Raw genomic sequence first — 19664 nt, forward strand, 5'->3', positions numbered from 1 at the left:
CGGGTGACGACGACGGACAGGGTGCAGGTCGGATTCCGGTCCGAACGAGGCCCGATCCTGGCGGCGCTGATGCTCTGCAACTCGCTCGTCGCCCTCGACTCGACGATCATCGCCACGTCCGTCCTCACCATCGTCGACGATTTGGGCGGCTTCTCCCAGTTCCCGTGGCTCTTCTCGATCTACCTGCTCGCACAGGCCGTCACCGTGCCGGTCTACGGCAAGCTGGCGGATCTCTTCGGCCGCAAGCGTCTCGTCCTGTTCGGCATCGCCGTCTTCGCGATCGGCTCGGTGCTGTGCGGGATTGCCTGGAGCATGCCCGCCCTCATCGTCGCCCGGGCGATCCAGGGCATCGGCGCGGGCGCGATCCAACCGATGGTGCAGACGATCGCCGGCGACATCTACACCGTGCGCGAGCGCGCGAAGGCGCAGGGCTATCTGGCCAGCGTGTGGGCGATGTCGTCCATCGTGGGTCCCAGTCTCGGCGGCATCTTCTCCGAGTTCCTCTCGTGGCGCTGGATCTTCTTCGTCAACATCCCGCTGTGCCTGGTCGCGGCGGTGATGCTGATCCGCAAGTTCGACGAGACGGCGAGGCCGTCGACGCGGCAGAGCATCGACTACGTCGGCGCCGCGCTGCTCACCGTCGGCGCGGGCGCCCTCATCCTCGGGCTGCTCGAGGGTGGTCAGTCGTGGGCGTGGACGTCGGGAGCGAGTGTCGCGGTCTTCGCCGTCGGAGTGGCCGGGCTCGCCGCCTTCGTGCTCGTCGAGAGACGCGTCGCGTCCCCCGTGCTGCCACTGTGGGTGCTGACGCGACGTGTCCTGGTCGCCACGAGCGCCGTGGGCGCCGTCATCGGCGCCGTCGTGCTCACGCTCACCACGTACGTCCCGACGTTCGTCCAGGGCGTACTGGGGCTGAGCGCACTGGCGGGCGGCTTCACCCTCGCACCGCTCCTGTTGTCGTGGCCGCTGATGTCGTCACAGTCGGGTCGGGTGTATCTGCGCATCGGGTTCCGGCGCACCGCGGTCATCGGTGGGTCGATCGTCACGGCCGGTTCGCTGCTCACACTGGGATGGACCACGACGTCGTCGGTGTGGGAGATCTGCGTCGGGTGCCTCGTGATCGGAGCCGGGATGGGGCTGATCGCGGGCCCTGCGCTCATCGCGGCGCAGTCGAGTGTCGACTGGTCCGAGCGCGGAGTGGTCACCTCCACCAACACGTTCGCCCGCAACCTCGGCAGCGCCGTCGGCATCGCGGTGTGCGGGGCCATCGTCAATGCCACCGTCGGAGACGACGCATCGCCGACCGAACTCGGCGACGGTCTGCACATCGTGTTCTACACGGTGATCGGCGGAGCGGTCCTGCTGCTGATCGCCGCGCTCGCGATGCCCGGTGGCCGTATCGCCGATCCCGAGAAGAGCTAGAGGCCGACGCGCTCGAGGAGTGCCTCGAACTCCTCTTGCGCCTGCGCTTCCGACTTGCCCTCGCGCAGAGCGCGCTTGTAGCCCGCGAGCGCCATCGCCTCGTACCGCTTGTAGGAGGCCAGCCACTCCTCGGCGCGCTCGCGCCAGTATCCGATGACCGAGCACTCACGGGTGCTCATGCCCCACTGCTTGCGCACGTGGGAGCGCACCGCGCGGGACGCGCCCGCCTCACCGGCGAACCACACGTATCCGGAGCCCGCGGGACGCTCGTACGACGCGACCGCATCGGGGAGAACGCTCGGCATCACACCGTTGCCGGTACCCACGCGCCAGTCGACGGTGACGTCCGCCCCCGTGTCGAACGACTGGATGTCGGCGGGGTCGAGGACCTCGAGCACGACGTGGGTCCGCAGCCCGGCCGGTGCCTGTTCGAGTGCTCGGGCGATCGCCGGCAGACCCGTCTGGTCCGCCACGAGCAGTTGCCACGCGGCGTCCTCGGGACACCGGTACCAGGAGCGGGGGCGCGAGAGGACGACGCTGTGGCCCGGGCGCGCCAGCCGCGCCCAGTTCGACGCGACGCCGCTCTCGTGCAGGACGAAGTCGATGGTCAGCGTGTCGTCGTCGCGCATGCGGACGGTGTAGTTGCGGCACTCCGGCCGCGTCGCCGCGTCGTGGTAGCCCCACACGCCCTTACAGCAGGTCATCGGCGGCAGGACGTCGTCGACGGCGGGCGGGAAGTACACGGTCACGCACTCGTCCGGTGCCTCGACGCCGACGTACCGTTCCACCCACGGGCCGCCGAGAACGATGCGCACCATGCTGGGTGAGATCGCCGTCGTGGACAGCACCGACGCCGGATAGAAACCGGGTTCCGCATCGAGCGTCGCGGCGTCGAGTTCGAACGCTGTCGACATCGGACCTCCTCGCCTGCGGCACGCTCGGGGGATCGAGCGTCTGTAAGGCGAGCCTAACCATGCCTGGCGGCGGAGTGCAATGGGGCCGGTCACAGACAGCTGTGACCAGCGCGTCACGATCTCACGAGAGCCGCGTCAGGATCCCGAGCAGTCCGGCACGTCGACGGTGGCGGTGCCGGGGAGCGTCGCAGGCTGGAGCGGCACCCGCGCAGCACCCGGCGCCGTCGGCTCCACGAGGTCGAGGACGAGGGTCTTGGTCTGCCCTGGCTCGACGACGAGGGGCGTGTAGAACACCGGGTGATTCCGCTCCTGAGCCGTCAGCAAGAACACTTGCTGTCCGTCGATACTCGCTTTCGACAAGACGGAACCTGTCGTGGTGAAAACAGACAGCACTGATCGATTGGTTCCCGGCGGGCCTTCGTACGCGGTCGTCTCGTTCTGACGTCCGGCGATGTACGTCGGGTACTCCTGCGGCGGAGCCGTGTTGGTCACGGAGGCGGTGATCTGGGTCGTCCGGGTGTGCCCCTCGCAGGACGTCGCGGTGTAGGTGATGTCTCGCTCGAGGTAGTAGTCGAGCTTGCCACCGGCACCGTTGTTGACCACCAGCGCGGCGTACGGCGCGGGATCGTCCGGCACCTCGTGCGCGATCTTGGTTCCGGAGAGCACACTCTGGATCGCGGGGTCCGCGCTCCAGACGGCGGTGTGGCCCTCGCTGACGCCACGTCCGATGGCGTCGAGAAGTCCCGCAGGATCGTTGATTTTGCCCTCCACCTTGGAGAAGACGCGGGCCGCGATCTGCTGCAGGTAGTCCTTGCGCGCGAGGTTGTCGTCGGCGAAGCGGAAGTACGCCTCCGACTGCGTCAGGTTCACCACGTTGTCCGACGTGACCTGCTCGCCGTCGGCGAGAGTCACCGGGCCGACCACGCCGAGGATGTAACTCAGCGCGACCGGGTCGGTCGCCAACACACCGTCGACGGACTGACCGGACTCCTGCTGCCAGATCGACCGGAGGATCTCCCCCGTGTACGGGAAGTGAGGACTCACGTTCGCGTTCTGCCAGTTGGCCGTCGCGTTGTACTGGTTGCCGTACGCCTTGGCGAAGTCGGGCCCCAGATCGATCGGGTCGTAGAGGGCACCGAGCTCGCTGTTCTTCGCCAGTGCGTCGAGCGAGATCTTGCCCCGGTTGGCGTCGATGATGGCGAATCCACCCATGAGCCCGCCGGTACCGCGCGACTCGGCATTGGTCTGGAACGCCAGGAAGTAGCTCTTGGGTGAGTTCTCGCCGAGCATGTCCGGGAGGATCTTCGACGCCAGGCTGGTGTTGGTGAGCAGCCCGGACAGATCGTTCAACTGCGCCTTCAGCGAATCACCGGCCTCGGTGACCTGCGGTAGATAACTGTCGGTGTCGATGGACTCCGCGCGCTGGTTCAGTGCGGTCGCCGAGGCGGACACCTGCTCGAGGGTCGGCGACGCCTCGCGCAGCGCACCCAGATCGATCGTGCCGTCGTCGGCGCGCAGTTCACTCGGGTTCAGCACCGCACCGACGTCGACCGCGGGCTGCAGGACCTCGGTCGTGAGGTCGTGGACGAGTCCGGTGAGCGGACCCACGACATCGAGAGGGGAGCCCACACCCGGAATGGCGGCGACGGCCTTCCAGATGGGCGACTCGGTCGCATCCAGCGCATCTGTCGACGCGGCGGTCGCGTCCGCGACGCGCTCACGACCCTCGTCCGCGTTGCCGGCCAGGATCGCCGACCGTGCCGCGAGTGCATCGTCACGGGCGGAGCTCAGTCCCTTGTACGCCGTGTAGACGGTCCACCCGAACCACGCGACCAGGGCCAGGAGGACGACGGCCACGATCCACACCCAGATCGGGACCCGCCGTCGCCGTGCCGTCGTGGTTCCACCGAGCTCATTCGACACGACAATCCTCTGCTCGTTCTCGGACCGATATTCGGCAGGAGTGTATCAATGGCGTTGTCGACTGTCGTTTCGTCGGACTCAGGGTCGTCCGAGACCGCGATAGTGCCACCCGGCAGAACGCCACATATTCACGTCGAGGCAATTGCGTCCGTCGATGATTTTGCGTTCTCGCACCACGCCCTCCAGATCGGCGGGAACCAGCTCGCGGAATTCACGCCATTCGGTGAGCACGAGTACCACGTCGGCCTTCGCGCACGCCTCCAGCGCAGAGCTCGCGTACCCCAGCGTGGGGAACAGCGCGCGCGAGTTGTCGTTGGCCTTCGGGTCGTACACGGTCACACCGGCACCCTGAAGTTGCAGTTGACCAGCGACATTGAGAGCCGGCGAATCGCGGACGTCGTCGGAATCGGGCTTGAAGGCTGCACCCAGCACCGCGACCTGAGCTCCCAGCAGAGTTCCCACGGTGTCGCGCACGACCTCGACCATGCCGGTGCGACGACGCATGTTGATGTTGTCGACCTCGCGCAGGAAGGTCAGCGCCTGATCGGCTCCCAACTCACCGGCACGGGCCATGAATGCGCGAATGTCCTTGGGCAGGCAACCGCCACCGAATCCGATCCCGGCGTTGAGAAATTTGCGTCCGATTCGATCGTCGTGACCGATTGCGTCGGCCAGAACGGTGATATCGGCGCCTGCCGCGTCACAGACCTCGGAAATAGCGTTGATGAACGAGATCTTCGTCGCGAGAAACGCGTTGGCCGACGTCTTGACCAATTCGGCGGTGGCCAGATCGGTCACGATGAAGGGGATCCCCTCGGCGAGCAGGGGCGCGTAGACCTCGCGGGCGACCTCCTCCGCGCGCCGAGGACGGTTCCTGTCGACCCCGAGCACCAGCCGGTCCGGGTGCAGCGTGTCCTCCACGGCGTGACCCTCGCGCAGGAACTCCGGGTTCCAGGCCACCTCGAGGTCCTCGCCTGCCGGCGAGAGCGCGTGGGCCATCGTGCCGAGTCGCTCCGCCGTGCCCACGGGGACCGTGGACTTGCCGAAGAGGACAGCGGGTCCGGTGATCAGCGGTGCGAGGTTCTCCACCACCGAGTTCACGTACGTCACGTCAGCGGCGTACTCGCCCTTCTTCTGCGGCGTGCCCACCGCGAGGAAGAAGATGTCACCGAACGCTGCAGCGTCCGCGTACGACGCAGTGAAGCGCAGGCGGCCCGCTGCGATGTTGCGCTGCAACACTTCCTCGAGGCCGGGCTCCCAGAAGGGCACCTCCCCCGCCTCGAGCTTGGCCAGCTTGCTCGGGTCGACATCGACCCCGAGGACGTCGTGTCCGATCTCGGCCATGCACGCAGCGTGCGTGGCGCCCAGATAACCCGTTCCGATGACGACAACTTTGCTCACATGACGAACCGTAGGGTCTGACGGCCGTCACTTCCACCGGGAGACCGCCCCGTCGTCACGGTTCACATCACAGAATGGGAGCCGGTGTGTACCGAGCCGCCTCCGGGTTCGCGTCGACCAGTGTCTGCACCGCGGCGACGACCGCAGCGACCTGCGCGTGCGCGGCGCCGATGAACGCCGACCGATCCGCCAGCGCCGTGTCGAGTGCCGCGCGGTCGAGCGGCAACCGCTCGTCGGCCGCGAGTCGGTCGAGGAGGTCCGGTTCCCTCCCCTGCTCCCGCATCGCGAGAGCGACGGCCACGGCATGCTCCTTGATGGCCTCGTGGGCGGTCTCCCGACCGACGCCTGCGCGGACAGCGGCCATGAGCACCTTGGTCGTCGCCAGGAAGGGCAGATAGCGATCCAGCTCGCGGGCGATCACCGCGGGATAGGCACCGAACTCTGCGAGCACGGTCAGGAAGGTCTCCATCATCCCGTCGATGGCGAAGAATGCGTCCGGCAGCGCGACACGACGCACGACGGAACAGAAGACGTCGCCCTCGTTCCACTGTGCGCCGGCCAGCTCCGCGGCCATGGACCCATACCCGCGCAGGATCACCTGCAGGCCGTTGACGCGTTCGCAGGACCGGGTGTTCATCTTGTGCGGCATGGCCGACGAGCCCACCTGACCCGGCTGGAAACCCTCGGTCACCAGCTCGTGTCCGGCCATCAGGCGCACCGTGTGGGCGAAGGAGGACTGCGCCGCACCCACCTGCACCAGCGCCGACACCACGTCGTGGTCGAGGGAACGAGGGTAGACCTGGCCGACACTCGTGAAGACGTGGGCGAAACCGAGATGCTGCGCCACCGCGCGTTCGAGGGTCTCGAGCTTGTCGGCATCGCCGCCGAGCAGATCGAGCATGTCCTGGGCCGTCCCCATCGGACCCTTGATGCCGCGCAGCGGGTACCGGTCGATCAGCTCCCGGAGCCGGGTCAACGCCACCATCAGCTCGTCGGCAGCCGACGCGAACCGCTTGCCCAGCGTCGTGGCCTGCGCCGCGACGTTGTGGCTGCGGCCGGCCATGACCACCTCGGTGTACTCGGCCGCGCGCTCGGCCAGACGCGCCGCGACAGCCACGCCGTGCCCGTACACGTGTTCCATCGACCGCAGAATCTGCAGCTGCTCGACGTTCTCCGTCAGATCGCGGCTGGTCAGACCCTTGTGCACGTGCTCGTGGCCGGCGAGGGCGTTGAACTCCTCGATCCGCGCCTTCACGTCGTGACGAGTGACCCGCTCGCGATCCGCGATCGACTCGAGATCGACCCGGTCCGCCACCCGCTCGTAGTCCGCGATGGCCTCCGCCGGAACGTCGACACCGAGATCGGCCTGCGCTCGCAGCACGGCGATCCACAGCTGACGCTCGAGCACGATCTTGTGCTCGGGTGACCACAGACGGGCCATGTCGGGACTGGCGTAACGGTGGGCGAGGACATTCGGGATACGGCTCACGAGCGGCCAGTTTACGGTCCCCTCACTGCGCGGCCGTCCCCCGGACTGCGCCTCTACTGCGCGACCGTCCTCCGGACTTCCCGCGACAACGGCGCGTGACGGTCCACCGCATCCAGCAGCACGTCCCGCACGCGTGACCGCAGGTCTGCCCCATTCTCACCCAACGCGCCCATCACGACACCGTCGACGAGAGCCAGGAGCGGGCGGACGTGGTCACGGTCGGTGGGCCGACCCGCGGCGGACAGCACGTCGGACAGCATGTCCTCCAACTCACCACGCAGCCGGCAGTGCAGTTCCTGCAGCTGCGGATGCCGCGCCGCGGCCAGCACCCGCTCGTAGCGCGCCACCATCAGGTCCCGCCGGACCTCGTCGCCGTCGTCCGGACCCACGAGCAGGTCCACCACCAGGTCCACCGTGTCCGCGGTGTCCAACGCAGCCGGCGCGAATGCGGTCATCCGGTCGCGGATCATCGCGATCTCACGGACCCCGTTCAGTTCCGCGGCGTGCGTGACGAGGTCGTCCAGGGAGTCGAAGTAGTAGGTCGTCGACGCCAGCGGAAGCCTGGCCCTCGCCGCGACGCTCCGGTGCCGCACGGCGTCGTACCCTCCGGCCAGCAGAAGGTCCGCTGCGGCCGAGATGAGGGCCTCGCGCCGACGCCGACCCTTGGGCGTCGAGCGGGGAGCGGAGCCGGTCGACATGCGTACACATGCTGCCACCGGCGCTTCTCCCCCGTGCGCCTTTTGCGTATCCCTGGATGCGCAAAGGGCGCACGGGGGCGCAGCCCACTACCGCAGTCGCGGGGTGAGCCGACGCAGCGCCTCGGTGATGTCCTCGGTCGCACCGGCGAAGGAGAAGCGCACCGTGTGGTGACCGTGCACCGTGTCGAAGTCCGCACCCGGGACGACGGCCACTCCGGTCTCGTTCAGGGTGTCGGCGCACCATCGGAACGAATCGTCCGTCAGGTGCCCGATGTCGGCGTACGCGTAGAAGGCGCCGTCCGCGGGAGCGAGCCGGGTGATGCCGGCATCACGGAGACCGCCGAGCAGTTCCTCGCGGTTGCGGGCGTACCGCCGCACGTGACCGTCCAACTCGGCGAGGGACTCGTCCGTGAAGGCGGCGACCGCGGCGAGCTGCGAGACGGTCGGCGGACACACCGTCATGTTCGAGGCCAGCCGCTGGACCGCTCGGGTGAGCGAACGCGGGAGCACCATCCAGCCGAGACGCCAGCCGGTCATGGAGAAGTACTTCGAGACCGACCCGATCGAGACGGCGCCGTCCGAGAACTCCCGAGCGCTCCGGCACTCGACGTCGCCGTAGGAGATGCCGTGGTAGATCTCGTCGGAGATCAGCAGCGTGCCGTGCTCATCGCACCATCGCGCGAGCGCGGCCAACTCGTCGGGATCGATGATCGTGCCGGTCGGATTGGCCGGACTGGCGATGATCAGTCCCTTCGGAGGTTCGGGGAGCGCATCGAGCATCGCGACCGTCGGCTGGAAGCGAGCGTCCTCGCCGCAGTCCAGCTCGATCACGCGACACCCCAACGCGGACAACGTGTTGCGATACGCGGGATAACCGGGTCGCGCCATCACCACGGTGTCGCCGGCGTCGAACGCCGCGAGGAACAGCAACGTGAACGCACCCGACGACCCGGTGGTCACCACGACGTCCTCGGCCTCGATGACGACCTTCGATCGCCTCGACAGGTAGGCGGCGATCGCCGCCCTCAGCCGCGCGGTACCCAACGTCTCGGAGTAGCCGATCACGTCGCCGTCGAGCGCCGTGCGCATGGCAGCGAGGACCGGCCCGGGCGCACGCGTGGACGGCTGTCCGGCCGCGAGGGACACGACGTCGCCGTGAGTCTCCTGGCGGCGCGCCGCAGCGGCGAACACGTCCATGACGCGGAACGGCTCGATACGCGAGCGCGCGGATTCCTCGACCATCGTCAGGAGGGGATCGAGATCCGGCCCTCGACGGCCGAGAGTCCGATGTCGGTGCGGAAGTGGCCGCCGGTCAACGACACTCGCGCCATGATGTCGTACGCCTCGGTGCGGGCGGCGGCGAGATCCGCCCCGGTGCCGACGACGCTGAGCACGCGGCCCCCGGCCGACACGAGGCCACCGTTACTACCGTGCGCCGTCCCCGCGTGCAGCACGCCGGGGTTCTCGGCGCCGGTGATGGCGTCTCCGGTGCGCGGTCGGCCGGGATAGTTCTCGGCGGCGAGCACGACGGTGACCGCCGAACCCTGCTTCCACTGCAGCGGCGGCAGGTCCGCCAATGTTCCGGTGGATGCCGCGTACAGCGCCGCACCGAGCGGTGAGTCGAGCAGTGCGAGCACGGCCTGGGTCTCGGGATCACCGAAGCGACAGTTGAATTCGATGACCGCGGGGCCCTCACCGTCCACCGCGAGGCCCGCGTAGAGCAGGCCGGTGAACGGGCAACCCCGTGCCACCATCTCCGCTGCCACGGGCGCGACCACCTCGTCGACGATGCGCTGGACCATCGAGTCGGGCAACCACGGCAACGGTGTGTAGGCGCCCATCCCGCCGGTATTCGGCCCGGTGTCGCCGTCTCCGACGCGCTTGTGGTCCTGAGCGGGCAGCAGCGGCACCACGGTCTCGCCGTCGACGAGACAGAACAGCGACACCTCCGGGCCGGACAGGAACGATTCGAGCAACACGGGATGGCCGAGTTCGAGGAGCTCGGCGGCGTGAGCGCGCGCGGTGAGGCGGTCCTGCGTGACGACGACTCCCTTGCCCGCGGCCAGTCCGTCGTCCTTCACCACCCACGTCGGCCCGAAGCGGTTGAGGGCGGCATCGAGCAGTGCCGGCGTGTCCACCACCTCGCTGGTCGCGGTGCGGACCCCGGCCGACGCCATGACGTCCTTCGCGAACGCCTTGGAACCCTCGATCCGGGCGGCGGCGGCGGACGGACCGAAGCAGGCGATCCCGGCCTCGCGCACCGCGTCGGCGACGCCGAGCACCAGCGGTACCTCGGGGCCGATGACGACCAGATCGGCGCCGCGCTCGCGAGCGAGCGACACGACGGCCTCCCCGGAGGCGACGTCGACGGGGTACGTCTGGGCGACGGTCTCGATGCCGGCGTTGCCGGGGGCGCACATCACCGCGCTCACCTCGGGGTCCGCCGCCAGGGCGATCAGCAGGGCATGTTCACGGGCTCCGGAACCGATGACGAGTACTCGCACGAGAGCAGCGTACTGGCCACGACCTCTGGACCAGCGCACCCGTTCGCGCTATAGTAATTCCGGAATTACGGAATAGCCGAACGATGCGATTCGAGGAGAACCGATGATGCGCACACTCACCGCCGTGACCGCGACGTCGATTCTGCTGGCCGGGTGCTCGTCCGCACCGCCGAGCACGGCCGAGCCGACGTCCACCACGACGTGCGCACCGGCCCCCGTTGCGGACATGACCACACCCGACGGCTGGATCGGCTTCGCCGCCGAGCACCCCGAATCGGTGTCCTTCGCGGTGGACGACGGGCTCGGACACACCGCCGAGCACGACGCGGACACGCCGCACCCCCTCGCCTCCGCCGTGAAGGTCGTACACCTCGGTGCCTACGCCCGCGCCGTGGCCGACGGCACGCTGAACCCGGACGAACGCATCCCTGTCGCCGACTGGCAGCGGTGGTACGCACCCGGCACGGACGGCGGTGCCCACATCGCGGCTCTGAATCGCCTCGGCATCGCGAACGACGGAACATCGCCGACGGATCCGGCCGCGACGGTGCGGCTCGACGACATGGTCACCGCGATGGTGCGTGAGAGCGACAACGGAGTGCCCGACTACCTCCGGTACCGCCTGGGCGACGACGCGTTGCGGGACGCCGCCGCAGCGGGCGGGTGGAGCGACTTCACACCACCCACCCTCGTCGGCGTCACGCTCGGCGCCCTCGACGCGACCGTCGACACGGACGATCTGTGGTCGCTCGCACAGCGGTTCGCCTTCGACGCCGACTTCCGCGCGACGTACGGAACGACCGCGCGACCGCGCGACGAGACGGAACTCCTCACGTACTTCGATCGGTTCGGCCCGACCGGGACGGCCGCCGAGCTCGCGCGATTCCACACCGCCGTCGCCGACGGTTCCTACGGCTCGGGGGTCGGCACCGTCAGGCGCCACCTCGAATGGCAGGACCCGCCTGCGGACGCCGGGTTCGTGGCCATGGGGTTCAAGGGCGGAAATCTGCCCGGAGTTCTCACGCACGGCTTCGAGTTCCGCCGCGCGGACGGCGCCCCCGCCGTGGTGGTGTGGCTGAACCATGGTCTGACCGCAGCCGAGTACGAGTCCGCGACGACGAACCTGACCCAGCATCAGACGCTGCTCCTCGAGGCCGCGGCGGATCCGGCGACAGTGGGGCGGCTAGCCTGCATCTCGTGAGCGAGCTGGAGGCACGCGTCGCGGCCCTGGAGGCTCGGGTCGCGGCGCTCGAGGGGGACCCCCGACAGACGGCGGCGTCCACAGGGGGCCTCGTGTCCTACTCGGGTGACGTTCATCTGGCCGGCGACGTCACGTGGTCCATCGAGTACGGGCCCGACGCCGTGCTCGATCTTCCTCCCGACCGGGCGGTCGAGGTGCTGGCGGCGCTCGGCCACCCCGTGAGGCTCGCCGTGGTCCGCGCACTGTTGCGCGGTCCAGCAGTCGCCGCCGATCTGCAGGCGGCGGTGGGACTGTCGTCCGTCGGTCAGCTCTATCACCATCTGAAGACCCTCACGTCGGCGCGGATCGTCGAGCAGCACGGCCGGGGCGACTACCGGCTCGCCGCACGCACCGTCGTGCCCGCGCTGGTGCTGATGCTCGCCTCGGCCGACATCGCCGGAGAACTTCGCTGATGTGAGATCCGGTGCAGTGAACCGTGGTCAGCACGGTTCACTGCACCGGATCCGGGTCAGGCGGTGAGGTCGTACAGTGTCACGCCGTCCACGGTCTGGGCGGTGAAGGTCGCGGTGACCCACTCGCTGATCTCCGCCGAGGTACCGGACGCACCGCCTCCCATACCGCCGCCCGCGATGAACCAGTGGATCTCACCGTCGGCGACGTACTGCTGGAACTCGGCCAGCGTCGGGGAGGGATCGCTGCCGTTGAAACCACCGATCGGCATGACCGGGTCCTCGGTCGCCAACTGGTAGCCCGACGCGGCATTGGACCCGATCGCCGCGGCGACCCAGGTGTACGAGTCCGAGTTCTCCTCGAGCAGGGCGACCATCTCGGCGCTCGGAGTACTGCCATCGAGCAACCCGCCCATGCCGCCGCCACCGTCCGCGCCACCCGGCATCTGCGCGGCGCCACCCGGGAGCTGACCGGGCGCACCCGTCGGCGCCTGTCCCCCGGCGGGCATCCGGCCGGCACCGCCGTCGCGCATGCCGCGCCCGCCGTCCATGCCGCCACGCCCGAAGCCGCCACCGGTGTTCGGCCCGGCCGTGACGATGGAGCCCTGATGCGGTGTCGCGATGGTGTTCGCGGCGTAGGCGGTCGGTCCTGCGAGTCCCGCGATCACCGCCGCCAGAACCGTGACCGCGGCGAGCCTGCCGCGAGTCAGCCGCGGAACGAGCAGCCCCACGACCGCGAGCACACCGACCAGCACGACGACGACCTTCAGCCACGGAACGAAGGATGCGCTGCGGGACAACAGGATCCAGGACGTCACCACGGTCGCGACCACCGTCGCGGCGAGAACGATGCGTGCGACGAGGCGCTCGCGGGCCCGCCAGAGCGCCACGCTGCCCATGCCCACCAGCGCCGCGACCGCCGGCGCCAGCGCCACGGTGTAGTACGAGTGGAAGATGCCGGCCATGAAGCTGAACGTCAGCCCGGTGACCAGGAGCCACAGTCCCCAGACGATCAGCGCAGCGCGCCGCTGGTCGGTACGAGGAGCCCTGCCGCGCAGCACGATCGCCGCGATTCCCAGAATCAGCGCAGCGGGAACGAGCCAGGCGATCTGACCGCCCTGCGAGGCGTCGAACATCCGCAGGATGCCCGTCTCCCCCCACATTCCGCCGCCACCACCGCCGCCGCCGGGCGTGACCGAACCGGTCTCCTCACCGTTGAGCCGACCGAGACCGTTGTATCCCAGCGTCAGTTCGAGGATCGAGTTGTTCTGCGACCCACCGATCCACGGCCGCGACGACGCCGGCCAGAGTTCCACGACGGCGATCCACCATCCGGCCGACACGATCATCGCGCCCAGCGCGGCACACAACTGCAGGATGCGCCGTCGCAGCGACACAGGCCCGGCCAGGAGGTACGTCAGCGCCAGAGGGGGAACCACCAGCATGACCTGCAGCTGCTTGGTCAGGAAGCCGAGTCCGACCATCGTGCCGACGACCACGAGCCACCGGGTGCGACCGGTCTCGACAGCCCGCATCATCGCCCACACCGCCGCGATCATGAGCAGCACCAGCAGCGCATCGGGGTTGTTGAAACGGAACATCAGTGCCGCCACGGGAGTCAGCGCGAGAACCAGTCCTGCGAGCAGTCCGGCGGCCGGTCCCCACTGTCGCCGTACGGTGCGCCACAGCAGCGTCACGGAGGCGACACCCAGCAGGACCTGAGGCACGAGGATCGCCCACGAGTTCAGCCCGAACACCCGGACGGACAGTTCCATGAGCCACAGCGACATCGGCGGCTTGTCGACGGTGATGGAGTTCGCGGCATCGGAGGAGCCGAAGAAGAACGCCTCCCAGGATTGCGAACCCGCCTGCACCGCAGCGGAGTAGAAGGAGTTGGCCCATCCGTTGCTGCTCAGGTTCACGAGGTAGGCGACAGCAGTTCCCAGGATCAGGGCCGCAGCGGCCCATGGTTCCCAGCGAGTACGGACCGAGCGCGGAGCCCCGTCGTGCACATGATCTTCCGGGGCGGTGAGGAGGGTGGTCACGAGGTGGACTCCATCTGACGAGTGCGGGCGGAGGATGCGGCCCGGAAGACCCAGCGCAGCGCGACGAAGCGCGTCACGGTGGCGACCAGGTTGGCGAGAACGAGAACGAGGAGCTCGACGTGCTTGGACGCACCCGGAGCCCACTCGTGCAGGGCGACGAGAGAACCGGCGGTGACGAGCCACCCGAAGGCGAACACCGCGAGACCCTGAAGATGATGCGCCGCAGCCCCGTCGGAGCCTCGGACCCCGAATGTGAAGGCTCTGTTGGCGGCGGTGTTCAGCACTGCGGTGACGAGGAGCGCGACGAAGTTGGCGCCCTGCGCGCCGAGGATCGTGTGCAGGATCAGGTACAGCACCGCGTAGGCGACAGTGCTGGCGACGCCGACGAGCGCGAACCGCACCAGTTGACCGATCATGCCGACGGGCACTCCCCTCAGTTCGGAGACCTCGGTGGTGGAGGCGGTGGACGACAGGGGTCCACGACCCAGGCTGAGACGCAGGTCCGCGATCGGGAGGGCGCCGGTCGCGAGCGCACGCCCGACGCGCCAGCAGCCCTTCAGATCGGCCAGTGCGGTGTCGACGATGTCCACGCTCGAGTCGGGATCGTCGACCCAGTCGACGGGCACCTCGTGAATGCGGAGACCGACACGCTCCGCGAGGACGAGCAGTTCGGTGTCGAAGAACCACCCGGTGTCCTCGATCAGCGGAAGCAGTTCCCGGACGACCTCGGTGCGCGCGGCCTTGAACCCGCACTGAGCGTCGGAGAATCTGGTCCGCAGACCTGTGCGGAGGAGGACGTTGTAGGTGCGGGAGATGAACTCTCGCTTCGCCCCTCGCACCACTCGCGAGGACGAGGCGAGCCGGGACCCGATCGCGAGATCGGAATGGCCCGATGCCAGCGGAGCCAGGAGGGGCACGAGTGCACCGAGATCCGTCGACAGGTCGACGTCCATGTACGCGACGATGTCGGCCTCCGACTCCGTCCACGCCGCCTTGAGCGCGCGACCGCGACCCTTGTCGTCCAGATGTCGCACCGAGACACCGTCGAGCTCCCGGGCGAGGCGCTCGGCGATCGACCGTGTCGCGTCCGTGCTCGCGTTGTCGGCGACGGTGATCACCGTCGACCAGGGAACGTCGGCCCGCAGGAAGGCGTGCAGCCTGCGGGCACAGGCTTCGAGCGCGGCCTCCTCGTTGTACACGGGCACCACGAGCTCGACGGTCACCGTCCGCGCCGCACCCCCACCCGGCCCCGGCTCCCGCCCGCGCCCGGGCCCACGGCCTTCCCGCCCGTCACCGGCCGGCCTCCGGCCTTCCCGCCCGTCACCGGCCGGCCTCCGGCCTTCCCGCTCCACCACTGAGTTGGTTGTCATGCACCGAACACTCGTGCGCCGCCCCGGGACCGACCCGGGGCGAACCCGGGAAGTACCCGGGAGCCGATGCGGAGCCGACGAATAGAGTCGGCCCATGGCATCCGTGTTCAGCGCAATCATCGCCGGCGACATCCCGGGCCGCTTCGTGTGGGAGGACGACGACGTCGTCGGGTTCCTCACCATCGCCCCGGTCACGCAGGGTCACACCCTGATCGTCCCGCGAGCCGAGATCGATCAGTGGCAGGACGTCGATCCCACGACCTTCGGCTCGCTCACGTCTGTCGCTCAGACCGTCGGCAAGGCCGTCCGGTCGGCGTTCGACGCCCCTCGGGCGGGTCTGCTGATCGCCGGTCTCGAGGTGCCGCACCTGCATCTGCACGTGTTCCCGGCCTTCGACATGGCGGACTTCGACATCTCCGGCGCCGACACCTCCCCGTCGCCCGAGTCGTTGGACGAGGCGCAGGAGAAGATCACTGCAGCGCTCACGGCACTCGGCCACGGGCAGCACGTCCCCCGTCGCTGATCGGTCGTCCGAGAACCGCCCGCGCGGCTCCGACGATCGCCGCGGCCACCGTGTCGAGCGCCGGCGACGACAGCGTCCATTGCTGCCAGTGAAGCGCCACGTCGATCACGGTGTCGTCGAGTTCGACGACGTCGAGTCCGCCGCGCTGCTGGTCCGGCAGCATGCCCCAGCCGAAGCCCAGATGCACGGCACGCGCGTACTCGGTGGACGACGGCACCAGGTGTCGCGGCGGCACCGACGCGGACACGCCGTGTCGCGAGAGGTAGCGATCCTGCAGCGCGTCCTTCTCGTCGAACACCACGACGTGGGCTCGGGCCAGGGCGTCCGGAGTGACGCCGTCGTCCAGGAATCGAGTCACGAACGACGGAGACGCGCAGGGGCGGTACCGCATCGAGCCGAGCCTGGTCGAGGTACAGCCGCGGACAGGTGTGTCCACGGACGTGATCGCCGCCGTCACCGTTCCACCGCGGAGCAGTTCGGCGGTGTGGTCCTGATCCTCTCGATGGATGTCGAGGATCACGGAGCCCGCCAGTGGCGCGAGCGCCGGCAACACCCACGTGGCCAGGGAATCCGAGTTGACGGCCAGCGACACCCGAGCGACGTCGTCCGCGGCGCGCAACTCCCGCACGGCGCCGTCGGTCAGAGTCTGGATCTGCCGGGCGAGCCGGAGCAGCACGACGCCGGACTCGGTCGGCATCACGGGCTTCGTGCGCGAGACGAGAACGGCACCGACCCGCAGTTCCAGCGCTTTGATGCGCTGACTCACCGCCGACGGTGTGATGTGCAGCGACCGCGCAGCCGCTTCGAACGTGCCGTCGTCGACGACGGCACGCAGGGCCTCGAGCTGGTCCGACTGCATGATGTGAAGCTACGCTCATCAGTCCTGAAAAACATGAGCTGGACTACATCGTCGGGTTCGACCTAGCGTTCCGGTCATGTCCTCCCTGTTCGTCGGCTTCGGTGTCGGCCTCTCCCTCATCGTCGCGATCGGCGCACAGAACGCCTTCGTTCTCCGTCAGGGCATCGCACGACAGCACGTGCTGGCCGTCGTCCTGGTGTGCGCTCTGTCCGACGCGGTCCTCATCCTCGCGGGAGTCTCGGGCATCGGCGTGGTCGTCGAGACCTACCCGACGGCTGTCACCGTCGTCACGGTCGCCGGCGCCGTCTTCCTCACCGTGTACGGACTCATGGCCTTCCGACGGGCACTGCGCCCGACGAGTCTGACCGTCGGCGGGAACGGAGCGAGTGTGTCGCTGCGGTCCGCGGTCCTCACCTGCCTGGCACTGACGTGGCTCAACCCGCACGTCTACCTCGACACCGTCGTCTTCCTCGGCTCCGTCGCCAATCGCGAGACCGGGTCAGCGCGCTGGTGGTTCGCCCTCGGCGCGACACTGGGCAGCATCGTCTGGTTCACGGCCCTCGGATTCGGCGCGCGATTCATGACGCCGATCTTCGCCAGACCCGTCGCGTGGCGTGTGCTCGACGTCCTGATCGGTGTGGTCATGCTCCTCATCGCCGTCGTCCTGGTCGAGGGGCTCGTCTCCGGCTGACTCCACCCGTCCACCCGGACGCCGGCCCGCCAGGGGCAGCTCCACGCGGAACGTCGCACCCCGGCCGGGCGCGCTCGCCACCGAGACCCGACCGCTGTGGGCCGCGACCAGCGCGGACACGATCGACAGACCCAGACCACTCCCGCCGCTCTCTCTCGTGCGCGAACGATCCGCCCGATAGAACCGCTCGAAGACGCGCTCGGCATCGTCCTCGGTAAGTCCCGGCCCGGTGTCACGAACCTCCAGAACAGCTGTCTCACCGACGGTTCCGACCGCCACGGTGATCGACGCCGTCGGCGGGGTGTGCCGGAGCGCGTTGCCCACCAGGTTGCCGAGCACCTGGCGCAGACGCGCATCGTCCCCCAGCACCTCCGGCACGCCGCTGCCCTCGAGCACCTGCAGACTCACGGCTCGTTCCGGAGCCGTGGCGGCCGCATCGTGCACCGCGTCCGCTGCGATCACGAGGAGGTCCACGGGGCTCCGATCGAGCGGACGCTGGGCGTCCAGCCGCGCCAACATCAGCAGATCTTCGACGAGCAGACCCATCCGCGCCGACTCTCCCCCGATACGGGTCATCAGCAACTCGGTGTCGGTCATGGCCCCCTGCCGGTAGAGCTCGGCGAAGCCGCGGATCGTCGTCAGCGGGGTCCGGAGCTCGTGGGAGGCGTCGGCCACGAAACGGCGCATCCGGTCCTCCGACGCACGTGCCGCGTTCTCGGACTCGCGCGCCGCGTTCTCGGACGCCTCCGTCGCAGCGAAGGCGTGCTGGATCTGGGCGAGCATTCCGTTGAGTGCCGCGGACAGTCGCCCCACCTCGGTGCGTTCGTTCCGCTCGGGAACGCGTCGATGCAGATCCCCGGACGCGATGGCCGCGGCAGTCACCTCCACCTCCTGCAGCGGCCGCAGGCTCCGGCGTACCAGGAAGTACGCGGCGACACCCAGCACCGCCAGCACTCCGAGACCGATGGACAGTTGCAGAGTCACGAGCCTGGAGACGATGGCCTCGTTGCCCGCCAGCGGAATCGCGACCGTCGTCTGGCCGTCCCCGTTCGAGACGGTCACCGTGCGCCACGAATCGTCGGGATCGCCGACCGATCCGACAGTGGTCGGCGTGGCGGTCAGGACGCCGGTCAGATCCGGCTGATCGTCCCCGACATCGTTCACGGGAGTACGCACGGTGCCGTCCGCCGCCACCGAGCGGACGTAGAACGCCGTGGGCGGACGCTGTGGGTTCGCCTCCTCCGGGGGAGGTCCGAGGAACCGCTCCCCACGAGGCCTGGCCCAGCCGGACGCCGCCTCCATGAGCTGTTCGTCGACACGTTGGGTCAGCGTGTTCTGCAGTGCCGAGGTCACGGCCACACCCGAACCGACGAGACCGAGGGCGACGAGAAGCAGCAGCACCGACACCAGGGTGACGCGGAGCGGGACGGCGCGTAGGTGCCGCTTCACCGTCGCGGTTCCCGCAGGACGTAGCCGACGCCTCGCAGTGTGTGGATCAGCCGGGGTTCCGTCGTGTCGACCTTCCTGCGCAGGTACGACACGTAGGACTCCACGACACCGACCTCACCCCCGAAGTCGTAGTGCCACACGTGGTCCAGGATCCGGGGCTTGGACAGCACCGTCCCGGAATTGACCATGAGGTAGCGCAGGAGCGTGAACTCCGTCGGGGACAACGAGACGGGTTCGCCCGCCTTCCACACCTCGTGGGTGTCGTCGTCGAGCTCGATGTCGGCGAACGTCAGGCGTGACGGCTGCGCCTCCGGACCGCGCACCGACCGGCGCAGGATCACGCGCAGGCGCGCCACCACCTCCTCGAGGCTGAACGGCTTGGTGACGTAGTCGTCCGCACCCATGGTCAGACCGGTCACCTTGTCCTCCACAGAGTCCCGTGCCGTGAGGAACAGTGCGGGCGCGTCGATACCGTCGGCGCGCAGTCGGCGGAGCAGCCCGAAGCCGTCCATGTCGGGCATCATCACGTCCAGGATCAACGCGTCCGGCCGGAAGGTCCGGGCGACGTCCAGAGCCGCGGGCCCACCCAGCGCCGTGCGGACCTCGAAACCCTGGAACTTCAGACTGACCGACAGCAGTTCGACGATGGTCGGCTCGTCGTCGACCACCAGTACCTTCGCCTCGGCGGTGGTCTGCGGTCGGGGAGTCGTCATGACGGAATTCTCGCTC

General features: G+C 68.9%; 16 protein-coding genes and 1 pseudogene. 5 read left to right on the forward strand and 12 right to left on the reverse strand.

What is annotated here, in order from left to right:
• Positions 1 to 3: 3 nt before the first annotated feature.
• Positions 4 to 1419: an MDR family MFS transporter gene (locus BR07_RS0103945; RefSeq protein ID WP_027504317.1), complete on the forward strand. Its 1416-nt coding sequence runs from the start codon at positions 4 to 6 to the stop codon at positions 1417 to 1419.
• On the opposite strand, the gene BR07_RS0103950 is transcribed toward BR07_RS0103945, so the two are convergent.
• The 7 genes from BR07_RS0103950 to purD form a co-directional block, all read right to left on the reverse strand.
• Positions 1416 to 2333 carry a siderophore-interacting protein gene (locus BR07_RS0103950; protein ID WP_051612990.1) on the reverse strand — a complete coding sequence of 306 codons (918 nt, stop codon included), beginning with the start codon at positions 2331 to 2333 and terminating at the stop codon, positions 1416 to 1418. The two genes, BR07_RS0103945 and BR07_RS0103950, sit on opposite strands and share 4 nt — an antisense overlap.
• Positions 2334 to 2468: 135 nt before the next feature.
• A complete protein-coding gene (locus tag BR07_RS23200) occupies positions 2469 to 4256 on the reverse strand; it encodes a DUF4012 domain-containing protein (RefSeq protein ID WP_037184022.1) in 1788 nt (595 codons plus the stop codon).
• Between the two features lie 78 nt (positions 4257 to 4334).
• Positions 4335 to 5657 (reverse strand): UDP-glucose dehydrogenase family protein, encoded by a 1323-nt coding sequence (locus BR07_RS0103960; protein WP_027504319.1) that lies wholly within the window; start codon positions 5655 to 5657, stop codon positions 4335 to 4337.
• A gap of 67 nt (positions 5658 to 5724) precedes the next feature.
• Complete coding sequence (purB, locus tag BR07_RS0103965; RefSeq protein WP_027504320.1) at positions 5725 to 7146, reverse strand: adenylosuccinate lyase; 1422 nt, start codon at positions 7144 to 7146, stop codon at positions 5725 to 5727.
• 53 nt (positions 7147 to 7199) lie between these two features.
• Positions 7200 to 7844, reverse strand: coding sequence for a TetR/AcrR family transcriptional regulator (locus BR07_RS0103970; protein ID WP_027504321.1), 645 nt, complete (start codon positions 7842 to 7844; stop codon positions 7200 to 7202).
• Positions 7845 to 7931: 87 nt separating this feature from the next.
• On the reverse strand, positions 7932 to 9086 hold the full coding sequence (locus BR07_RS0103975) for a pyridoxal phosphate-dependent aminotransferase (RefSeq protein WP_027504322.1): 1155 nt from the start codon (positions 9084 to 9086) through the stop codon (positions 7932 to 7934).
• Between the two features lie 2 nt (positions 9087 to 9088).
• Positions 9089 to 10348, reverse strand: coding sequence for a phosphoribosylamine--glycine ligase (purD, locus tag BR07_RS0103980; RefSeq protein WP_027504323.1), 1260 nt, complete (start codon positions 10346 to 10348; stop codon positions 9089 to 9091).
• Positions 10349 to 10451: 103 nt separating this feature from the next.
• Here purD and BR07_RS27535 point away from each other — a divergent pair, with 103 nt between their 5' ends.
• Positions 10452 to 11549: a serine hydrolase gene (locus tag BR07_RS27535; RefSeq protein ID WP_027504324.1), complete on the forward strand. Its 1098-nt coding sequence runs from the start codon at positions 10452 to 10454 to the stop codon at positions 11547 to 11549.
• Positions 11546 to 12001, forward strand: coding sequence for an ArsR/SmtB family transcription factor (locus BR07_RS27540; RefSeq protein ID WP_027504325.1), 456 nt, complete (start codon positions 11546 to 11548; stop codon positions 11999 to 12001). The genes BR07_RS27535 and BR07_RS27540 overlap by 4 nt, the downstream gene beginning before the upstream one ends.
• A gap of 56 nt (positions 12002 to 12057) precedes the next feature.
• Here BR07_RS27540 and BR07_RS0103995 read toward each other — a convergent pair whose 3' ends face one another.
• Both BR07_RS0103995 and BR07_RS23205 read right to left on the reverse strand, forming a co-directional pair.
• Positions 12058 to 14043, reverse strand: coding sequence for a glycosyltransferase family 39 protein (locus BR07_RS0103995; RefSeq protein WP_027504326.1), 1986 nt, complete (start codon positions 14041 to 14043; stop codon positions 12058 to 12060).
• Complete coding sequence (locus BR07_RS23205; RefSeq protein ID WP_081821066.1) at positions 14040 to 15413, reverse strand: bifunctional glycosyltransferase family 2/GtrA family protein; 1374 nt, start codon at positions 15411 to 15413, stop codon at positions 14040 to 14042. The genes BR07_RS0103995 and BR07_RS23205 overlap by 4 nt, the downstream gene beginning before the upstream one ends.
• A 94-nt stretch (positions 15414 to 15507) precedes the next feature.
• Here BR07_RS23205 and BR07_RS0104005 point away from each other — a divergent pair, with 94 nt between their 5' ends.
• Positions 15508 to 15936: an HIT family protein gene (locus tag BR07_RS0104005; protein ID WP_027504327.1), complete on the forward strand. Its 429-nt coding sequence runs from the start codon at positions 15508 to 15510 to the stop codon at positions 15934 to 15936.
• Here BR07_RS0104005 and BR07_RS0104010 read toward each other — a convergent pair.
• Positions 15896 to 16795: a LysR family transcriptional regulator ArgP gene (locus tag BR07_RS0104010; protein ID WP_027504328.1), complete on the reverse strand. Its 900-nt coding sequence runs from the start codon at positions 16793 to 16795 to the stop codon at positions 15896 to 15898. The genes BR07_RS0104005 and BR07_RS0104010 overlap by 41 nt on opposite strands.
• 76 nt (positions 16796 to 16871) lie before the next feature.
• Here BR07_RS0104010 and BR07_RS0104015 point away from each other — a divergent pair.
• Positions 16872 to 17405 (forward strand): annotated as a pseudogene (locus BR07_RS0104015) (LysE/ArgO family amino acid transporter); the annotation flags it as partial.
• Here BR07_RS0104015 and BR07_RS23210 read toward each other — a convergent pair.
• Positions 17295 to 18935, reverse strand: a complete 1641-nt coding sequence (locus BR07_RS23210) for a sensor histidine kinase (protein ID WP_331280443.1) — start codon at positions 18933 to 18935, stop codon at positions 17295 to 17297. The pseudogene BR07_RS0104015 and the gene BR07_RS23210 overlap by 111 nt on opposite strands.
• Positions 18932 to 19648, reverse strand: a complete 717-nt coding sequence (locus BR07_RS0104025; protein WP_027504330.1) for a response regulator transcription factor — start codon at positions 19646 to 19648, stop codon at positions 18932 to 18934. Before BR07_RS0104025 ends, BR07_RS23210 begins: the two co-directional genes overlap by 4 nt.
• Positions 19649 to 19664 lie beyond the last annotated feature (16 nt).

This window comes from Rhodococcus sp. UNC23MFCrub1.1 (genome assembly GCF_000686025.1).
Classification (GTDB): domain Bacteria; phylum Actinomycetota; class Actinomycetes; order Mycobacteriales; family Mycobacteriaceae; genus Rhodococcoides.